Source organism: Fluviicola sp., assembly GCF_030151805.1.
In the GTDB taxonomy this organism is placed as follows: domain Bacteria; phylum Bacteroidota; class Bacteroidia; order Flavobacteriales_D; family Crocinitomicaceae; genus Fluviicola.
Genome location: NZ_JASLCN010000370.1, coordinates 1 through 7910, shown reverse-complemented (window position 1 = coordinate 7910; position 7910 = coordinate 1). Strand labels below are relative to the sequence as shown.

6 protein-coding genes and 1 pseudogene are annotated in these 7910 nt (G+C 42.6%); 1 reads left to right on the top strand and 6 read right to left on the bottom strand.

Going from position 1 to position 7910, the window contains the following annotated elements; translation table 11 throughout:
• Positions 1-524 (top strand): metallophosphoesterase (locus Q1V93_RS14085; RefSeq protein WP_300665553.1); only part of this gene is annotated, 524 nt, incomplete at its 5' end.
• Between the two features lie 85 nt (positions 525-609).
• Here the strand turns inward: Q1V93_RS14085 and Q1V93_RS14080 are convergent.
• The 6 genes and pseudogenes from Q1V93_RS14080 to Q1V93_RS14055 form a co-directional block, all read right to left on the bottom strand.
• Positions 610-1776 (bottom strand): hypothetical protein, encoded by a 1167-nt coding sequence (locus Q1V93_RS14080; RefSeq protein WP_300665552.1) that lies wholly within the window; start codon positions 1774-1776, stop codon positions 610-612.
• A gap of 25 nt (positions 1777-1801) precedes the next feature.
• Complete coding sequence (locus Q1V93_RS14075) at positions 1802-2656, bottom strand: hypothetical protein (RefSeq protein WP_300665551.1); 855 nt, start codon at positions 2654-2656, stop codon at positions 1802-1804.
• A 2-nt stretch (positions 2657-2658) separates the two neighbouring features.
• Positions 2659-4305: a DUF1501 domain-containing protein gene (locus Q1V93_RS14070; protein ID WP_300665549.1), complete on the bottom strand. Its 1647-nt coding sequence runs from the start codon at positions 4303-4305 to the stop codon at positions 2659-2661.
• 10 nt (positions 4306-4315) lie between these two features.
• On the bottom strand, positions 4316-5959 hold the full coding sequence (locus Q1V93_RS14065) for a DUF1800 family protein (RefSeq protein ID WP_300665548.1): 1644 nt from the start codon (positions 5957-5959) through the stop codon (positions 4316-4318).
• Between the two features lie 383 nt (positions 5960-6342).
• Positions 6343-7152: a T9SS type A sorting domain-containing protein gene (locus tag Q1V93_RS14060; RefSeq protein ID WP_300665547.1), complete on the bottom strand. Its 810-nt coding sequence runs from the start codon at positions 7150-7152 to the stop codon at positions 6343-6345.
• 571 nt (positions 7153-7723) lie between these two features.
• Positions 7724-7910: pseudogene (locus Q1V93_RS14055) on the bottom strand (dihydrolipoyl dehydrogenase); the annotation flags it as partial.

The window sequence follows — 7910 nt, the reverse complement described above, 5'->3', positions numbered from 1 at the left end:
ACGCTTCGTTCAAAGTAGTGAATGCCAATTATGAACTGAGTTCAACACCGCTTGCAGAAGTCGTTCTGCCACATACCATTATTCATAAAGGAGGATTTAAGATCGGAGTTTTTGGTTTGGGAATAGATCTTCAGGGACTTGTTCCAAAAGAGAACTGGAAGGGAATGACGTACCAGGATCCGGTTCAGGCTGCGCAAAAACAAGCTGATTTGTTACGAAAAGAAGGCTGCGATGTGGTTATTTGTTTGTCGCATTTGGGCTATGAATACACCACCACGAAACAGGTTTCGGACAAAGTTTTGGCAGCTTCCACTTCAGACATAGATGTCATTATCGGAGGACATACGCATACATTCCTGGAAGAAATGCAGGAGTTTAAGAATAAGAACGGAAAAGCAGTTTTTGTGAACCAGGTGGGTTACGGAGGGCTGAAATTAGGCCGTTTGGATATCAATCTCGTTCGCGATGAAGGAAAATTCACGATTGCTTCAAATAATCGCTTCTTAGATGAAACGATTGCATAATTTGCAGGTAGTCTAAAAAGATATAGTAAGTAAAAAGCCCCGACATGTATCGTCGGGGCTTTTTTATTTCGTCAAAGTCCGAAGATCAATCTACAATCGCTTCCACCTGTTCTTTCGATAATTTAATCAATGCAATGCGGTCGAAACTTCCCATAATTTTTGCCTGGATGAGGATGTTTAATCCTTTGTCTTCGGTTTGAATAAAATCAGATACGGTATATGGATTGTTTTTTCCCAGGTATTTCTTCCCGACAAGGCTTCCACCCGAATAGATGCTCAACAGAATCTGATTGCTTCTCGTTGAAGACAGAAATGCTTTGTATTGACTTCCTTTGATGGACACATCTTTGATCAGAACGGGCTTCTTTGCATCCAGTTCCGATTGACCCTGAGCAGGAATAGATTCTGCGATATCAATGGTGGTAGGAGTGAGCGCTGCACCTGCGTTGTAATACAGGTTGTCGTATGAAAAACGAGCCAATGAAAACTGGGAGCCTCCGGAAGGAGAAATCGCTGCCAATCCGCCATTAAAACCAGCTCCGTTGTAAACTCCGGCAAAAGACAGGTCGGGGTTCAGGAAGATTAGTGAAAAACTGTAATTGTAAAACCCGTTCATGACAATGTAATTCTGCTCAGGAGTAGAACTTACAAAGAACGGAATCCGGTTTCCGTTATAGGTGACGTGATTCACAATCCGTTCTTCTACATCGGTAAAAATATTGACGCTTCCGGATTGTGAAATACTTGCCAAATCGCTTGTTAAGCGGTGAATCCCGGTTTCATAACTCGTGCGATTGTAGTTCTGAATGTAAATGTCCTGCCCGGAATTATAGGCATACGTCGGATAAAGAATATTCGGGAAGCTGGAAACTTCCGCAACCGAGTGATTGCTTTCGTCGATTTTCAACACATAGGTGAACAAACCAACCGCGTCCATACAAACCAGGTAGTTTTGTCCGTTGCGCTGAATGAGATTTGGAATAGCATTGACATAGTTCGATGGAAGCTCGTAGTTCCATTCAAATTCACCTTCCTTGTCAATCTTCATCAAATGGATTCTCCAGCCGTCATACGCGCTTAAAACGAGGTATCCTTCACCGGACGCAGCCATACTCAGAGGATAAAAATGTTTGTTGCCGTTTTGGTCATCGTAAATTTTGATGAAAGAATCTTCCGGTTTGGAATCCTTTTTACAGGCTGACAGGAAAACCGACAGTCCTGAAATCACGATGAAATAAATGAATAGTTTCATAAAAAATGCGTTGTATATGATGCAATTAATGTCTTCTTTTTCGTAAGATTCCCAGGGAAATCGAATTGTCAATCGGGAACATGATCGACAGTTGAATATCCAGGTTCATGAGTTTCAACTGATCCATCACATCCAGGTATTGAACGCTGAAACCGGTATGATCCGCGTAGCGGTTTTTGTCATTGACAATTGAACGGAATCCGTAGCGAAAATTACTCTCCAGGCTGATTGCAAAGTAATTGGCGAAAAAAGTCAATCCGGCACCTGCGGAAATTCCGAAATTCGCTTTATTGATGTGCTGTGTCAAATCAGCTTCCTGTGTTCTGTCGGCTGCTTTTTTGTCCACACTTTTATCAATCGTGTAATCATAAAAGATCGTTTTCTTCGCATGATTGCGGAAGCTGGTGAAAATCCCGGCCTGGATGTAAGGGGAGAACTGATTCATCGTAAAATCCCAGCGCACCAATAAGGGAAGATTTACCCAGGATAACTTTTGCTGATGCATCATTTCCATAGAAAAATTGGAACTGTTCACCGTATCGGTCCAGGAATATGCCGTCCGGTAATTGAAACTGCTGGTTTGAAATGCAGGTTGAAAAACGATCGAAAACTTCTTTGTAAAGGAAAAAGAAAGGTAGAGTCCGACTTGTGATCCTGAATTTTTGAAGAGTTTTTCATAAGATTTCTCTCCGGGATTTTCCGGCGATTGCGGTGTGCCGACAAGCAAGCTGTAATCTTTTGTTACGTGTGCCTTGCTGAAGTTCATTCCACCGGATAACCCGATGTAAACCTTGTGCTGCCTGTGTACGGTGTAGTTCTGACTTTGCCCGTAATAAGGGAAGACCAGGACAGAGAAGAAAAGTAAGATTCTGTTTAACATGTTTATTTGGAAAGGATTACTTTTTCAGTGAGAATAACGGATTCATTGACAACAAAGGTCACGATGTATGTTCCATTTGCGTAACGCGACAAATCGAAATCAAGCGTATGTTCTCCGGGAACTCCCGGAGGATTGGAAATCTTGCCGATTGTTCGACCGGAAAGATCTTTGACTTCAATGTGTACTGCGGATTCTTTTTGCAAAGCGTACGTGATATTGATCGAGGAATTTGCCGGATTCGGATAACATTTCATCCACAGATTTTCCTTGAAGAGTTCTTTTGTACTCAATTCTTTACATTGAATATAGTCGACACGATTATCAACAAAATCTTCAAATTTGACGTGTTGGATTGCAGTGTCCGGAGCCCCGAACCAATCTTTGACCACCGAACTGAAAACCTGCCTGTAATCGTGCTGAAGCGGGATGTTTCCGTTTTGAAGGTTTTGTAAATCCGGATTGTCACCATAAACTCCCGGATTCAGACACGTTCCGTAAACCAGCATCGGAGCGGCATTTCCATGATCGGTTCCGTAACTGGCATTGGATGCAGCCCGGCGTCCGAATTCAGAGAAAGTCATCGTCAGAACACGATCTGACAGACCTAAAGCTCCCAGATCATCGTAAAATGCTTTCACAGCAGAAGAAATATGATACAACAAGGCCGCGTGAGATCCCATCGTTGTGTTTGAATTAATCACCTGGTTGGCATGCGTATCAAAACCTCCGATTCTGCAGAGGAAAATCTTCGTCCCGATTCCGCCACTGATCAAACGTGAAATGATCTTTAGCTGCGGTGCCAGTGGATTGTGTAACGCACCACTTGGTGCAATATACGGATACAAATCCGGGTAAACCGTTCCGGAATTCGCTCCGGCATTGTACACATCTTTCAGGCGTTGTGCATAATTGTTCGACTGCTTTTCGATCTGCATGATGTATTCAATTTCATCTCCTGCGTGAGTAGGAGGAAAGTTCACCGGCGGATCTGCTCCAACGCTGTTTATCAGGTTGTAAAATGCATCCGGATTCTGAATGGAAAGCCCGGCAGGAATTCCCTGGTTCCGGTGAAATGCAAGCGAAACCCCTGTTCCGATTTCAAGTGCCAGCGGATCAGGAACAGTCGGACTCGGATAACCGATTGGATAATCCGGATAAAAATGCTCGAAATAACGACCCATCCAGCCGGAATTGAAATACTCATTGTAATCACCACCCATGAACCAAACATCGCGGCTGCGGAAATGCGAACCATTCATGTTTTCATAGGAAACGTTCTGGATAATGGCCATATGACCGTTGTCGTACATGGCTTTTGAGCCCACCATGTCAGGATGCAAACCAACTTGTTTGTTGGCCGGTAAATTATTGTCGAGTGTAATGTATTGCCGTGAACCACTTTGAGGAATGGCGATATTCGGTCGTAAATTATAGTAATTTCCGTACTGATTGATCGGAATGACCATGTTCAGACCGTCATTTCCTCCGTGGAGTTGTATTAAAACCAGGATCTTGTTATTCAGACTGGATTTGGCAATTTGATGCAGAAATCCGTTTCCTTCGGCTGCGTGTAATGGAATACCATTTAATTTCAGAAGCATTCCGGTTCCCATTAAGGAGGAAATGCGTACAAAGTCTCTTCTGTCCATAGGGCGTCGTTTAAAATAATTGGTATTCCGGTGATTGCATCATTGCCATGGCAAGTGATTCCAGTTGCAAACGCACGTTGACATCACTGCTGGTATTGACATAGTTGTTCCATTCTGTTGTCCAGTTTGCTGCTGAAAGTTGATCGAGCAGAACGGTATCTCTAAAATAATTGAAACGGGCAGTGTCCAGTGTGATGGGGAATAGCCATTTGACTAATTCCTGCACAAGAATTGTCGGATCGCCGGGATTGGAGCAGTTCGTTTCCACGAAATCCACTATATCCAGCTTCAGTAAGACACCGCTTGTTCCCGTAAAACCGGAAATCAGTAATTCGGAAAACTTGTAGCGGTTCGCCAGGTAATTGGATGAAATCCAATACCGGTGAAAATCCGGATATTGAAAATAAGGTTCGTAACCTGCCACATCGTAAGGCTCGAACAATTCGATTCCCTGAAGACTCAACTGCCCGATCAGCTGGCTGTACATGTCGTAATGTGCAGGTAATTGTGTTGTTTTATCCGGAACCGTCAAATTGAAGAGGCGTATCGTTCCGATCACCAGGTCTACCGGAGATTTGATAATTGCACCGATGTTATTGTCTTCCGTAATCGGAGTGTCCAGGTCATAGAAGTGTTCACTTTGGAACAACACTTCCAGGACCGGAAGGATATCGAAGTTGTTATTTACGAGTACCGTTGCAAGTGGTTCAATGATGTCGGTTTCTATTTCCGTCGTGATCTCATAATAGGCAAATTCCCTGTAGATTCTTCTGCAAATATGTTTTGCGGTGTGAGGAGAATTAAAGATCATGTTGATCACATCATCCAGTTCCGTATAAACAGCAGTTACGGCTGCATTTGAACCGGTCACATTTCCTGTTTGAATCACTGCATTGTTGAATGCTCCGGAAAATTGTTTCGAACCGACATCGTGCTGAGAAGATGTTGTTACGTTTCCTTTTACTTTCCCGGTTGGAAAAGTCGTTACCAGATCAATGGTCTGGAAGGTCGGATCAATCCCCCAACCGGTTAATGCTTTAGTTAATGCTTTTACATCATCTTCTGTAAAATTGGTATAATTTCCCAAACTCACTTCTTCACCTTTTCCAACGGTAAACAGTTCCAAAAACTCCCGGGCGAAGTTTTCCTGCGGAACTCCTTTGATATTGAGATTTCCATCAAGATGAATCAGCATGGCATTGTCGATACAGATTGCCTTCGTGAGGTTTTTGTAGTTTCCTAAAGCGTAAAAGCGGAGTAAGCGCAAGTAATCAAGCGCAAACTGCGGATTTCCTTCAATCCGGCTCATGATCATCGGAAAATGTGTGTGGTAGAACCAGATCATCCGTTCTGTGAGATTGGGTTCTGAAGCCCGCATATTTTCCAGCCACCAGCTGCGCGTGTAATCGGATAACGTTGTTCCGAATTGATTCGGATCCATCGTATTCGGATATACCCAATCCGTTCCGTTTAATGGATCAATCGGAAGAGGGGGAATTGTTTGGCTTTGTGAAAGAGCAGTAAATGCTGCTTGCGCCGTCATTCCTGAAAAATTGGAGATATCCTGCAATCTGGGTCCTAAAGTAGCACGACGCAGTAAATGCGCAGCTTTTTGTTCGCCCAAAGCACCTGTAATCGGATTGAGTGAGGCCATGAATAAATAGTTGTGTTTAGTTTGCTACCAATTACTTTTTCAAAGATTTCAATCAGTCGGATCTATGCGGGGAAATGAGAGAACTGATCGAAATTTTAAAAATAAGTGTATCTAAGGTAAATGATTTGTTTTACAATTTCAATAAAAATTGAGTCGGGTTACAGTGGTTTTGAATGTGGCGAATAAGTCCATGAAGGGATATTTATCGCGTGTTCAGGAACATGAGAATTCCTGAACGTATTTAGTAGTTGGAGTATCATTTTGTGAAATGAACAAATAGGGAGTTTGGCTGAATATTTTTTAACGGAAGAAAATGATTGAAAAAAAGAAGGAGCTGCGATAGATCGTAGCTCCAACCTTCAGTTATTTTTACTTTGATCCAATTAGTTTACCACCACTTTTTTGGTTTTTACCAAACCTTTGTCGGATGTTAAAGTAACATTGTACATTCCGGAAGACCAGTCGTTCGAATGAATGATGTGCTGGTTGGCTGTTTGATCGCTAAATTGACCGTTGTACACCACTTTACCTGTAATATCTGTTACGGATAAACGCACGTTTTGATTTTCATTGAAGTTGTATGCCACCGTAATTTCTCCGGATTCAATGTTGTTGGAAATCTGAATTCCATTACTGAAATCAATTTCTTCAACGCTCACAGTACCTCCGATCGTTAATTGAATATCATCAACCAATACGTTTACAACTGCGGCACTTGCTTGTTTTTGAAAGCGGATTGTGAGATTGTGTGAACCCATTGTAATTGCTCCGACATTCAGGGTTGTTTCCTGGTATGCACCGATGGAATCGACCGTATTTGTTTTGCTGATAGCAACACCGTCCAATAGAACGGAAAGCGTATCGCCGATAGCACCTTTCATCGGAACTTTCAGATAATAAGTTAAGGTTCCGGCTCCGGTGGTTGTTGCATTAAAACCTTGGGCGATTGTACCTGTTTCTGCATTCGTAGTTCCTCCGAACCATGCGTACCATAATCCGGTGTTGGGAACACAGGGGCCACCACAGGTTCCACAACTTGCCAAATCACAAAATGATGTTCCGAAGTTTGAGGAAGTAGAAGACCAGGGAGAATTGGCCGGGCCGCTGGTTTCTAAAGAAGGATCTGTTAAAACTTGTGCAGATGTATGCATGCTCCATGCGCCTGCAAATAAGAATAGTAGAACTTGTTTCATATCGTAGTGATTATTGTTTATCTGATCAAGTTATGATTTTAAATCCTTTATACAAAACATATTGTTGATCATGGGGAATCTGATTGCGAATTATGAATGTCGAATGCCGAATTGGGAATTGCGCATTTTTGAGAAGAGTAATTGAACCGGTAGGAGACAGGAGTCAAGACTAACGGAGTCAGGAATTGAGACTGATATGGGTAAATTGGTGTCAAAATGCTCTAAAAGCGTGTGTTGAATTTATAACATTTTTATACTGTATCCATACTCTACCCATACTCTACCTATACTCTATCCATACTTGAGGTATTCAGACGCGGTTTTGAGTGGTTTTTGGACATTTTTTGAGGATGGTGTTTTTCACAGGTGTGTGAAGCTGATTCTGCATGTCGTTTCCGATACTATTTTGCCGCTGTGTTCCCGATACATCCTGACTGACATGTTGCGGGATACTCGAATTACGTTCCGATAGCTACAGGAATGAGTTCTGATGGACTTCGAATGCGAAATTGTAGGGAACAAAAAAGCCGCTCCTGGTGGGAACGGCTCTGTATTTTTAAGATCAGATTTCTTACAAGTGGATCACTTCTCCGTATGCTGCTGCTGCTGCTTCCATTATTGCTTCAGACATGGTAGGGTGAGGGTGAACTGTTTTAATCAATTCATGACCTGTTACTTCCAATTTACGGATTGCAACGATCTCAGCGATCATTTCCGTAACGTTTGCTCCGATCATGTGAGCTCCCAATAATTCACCG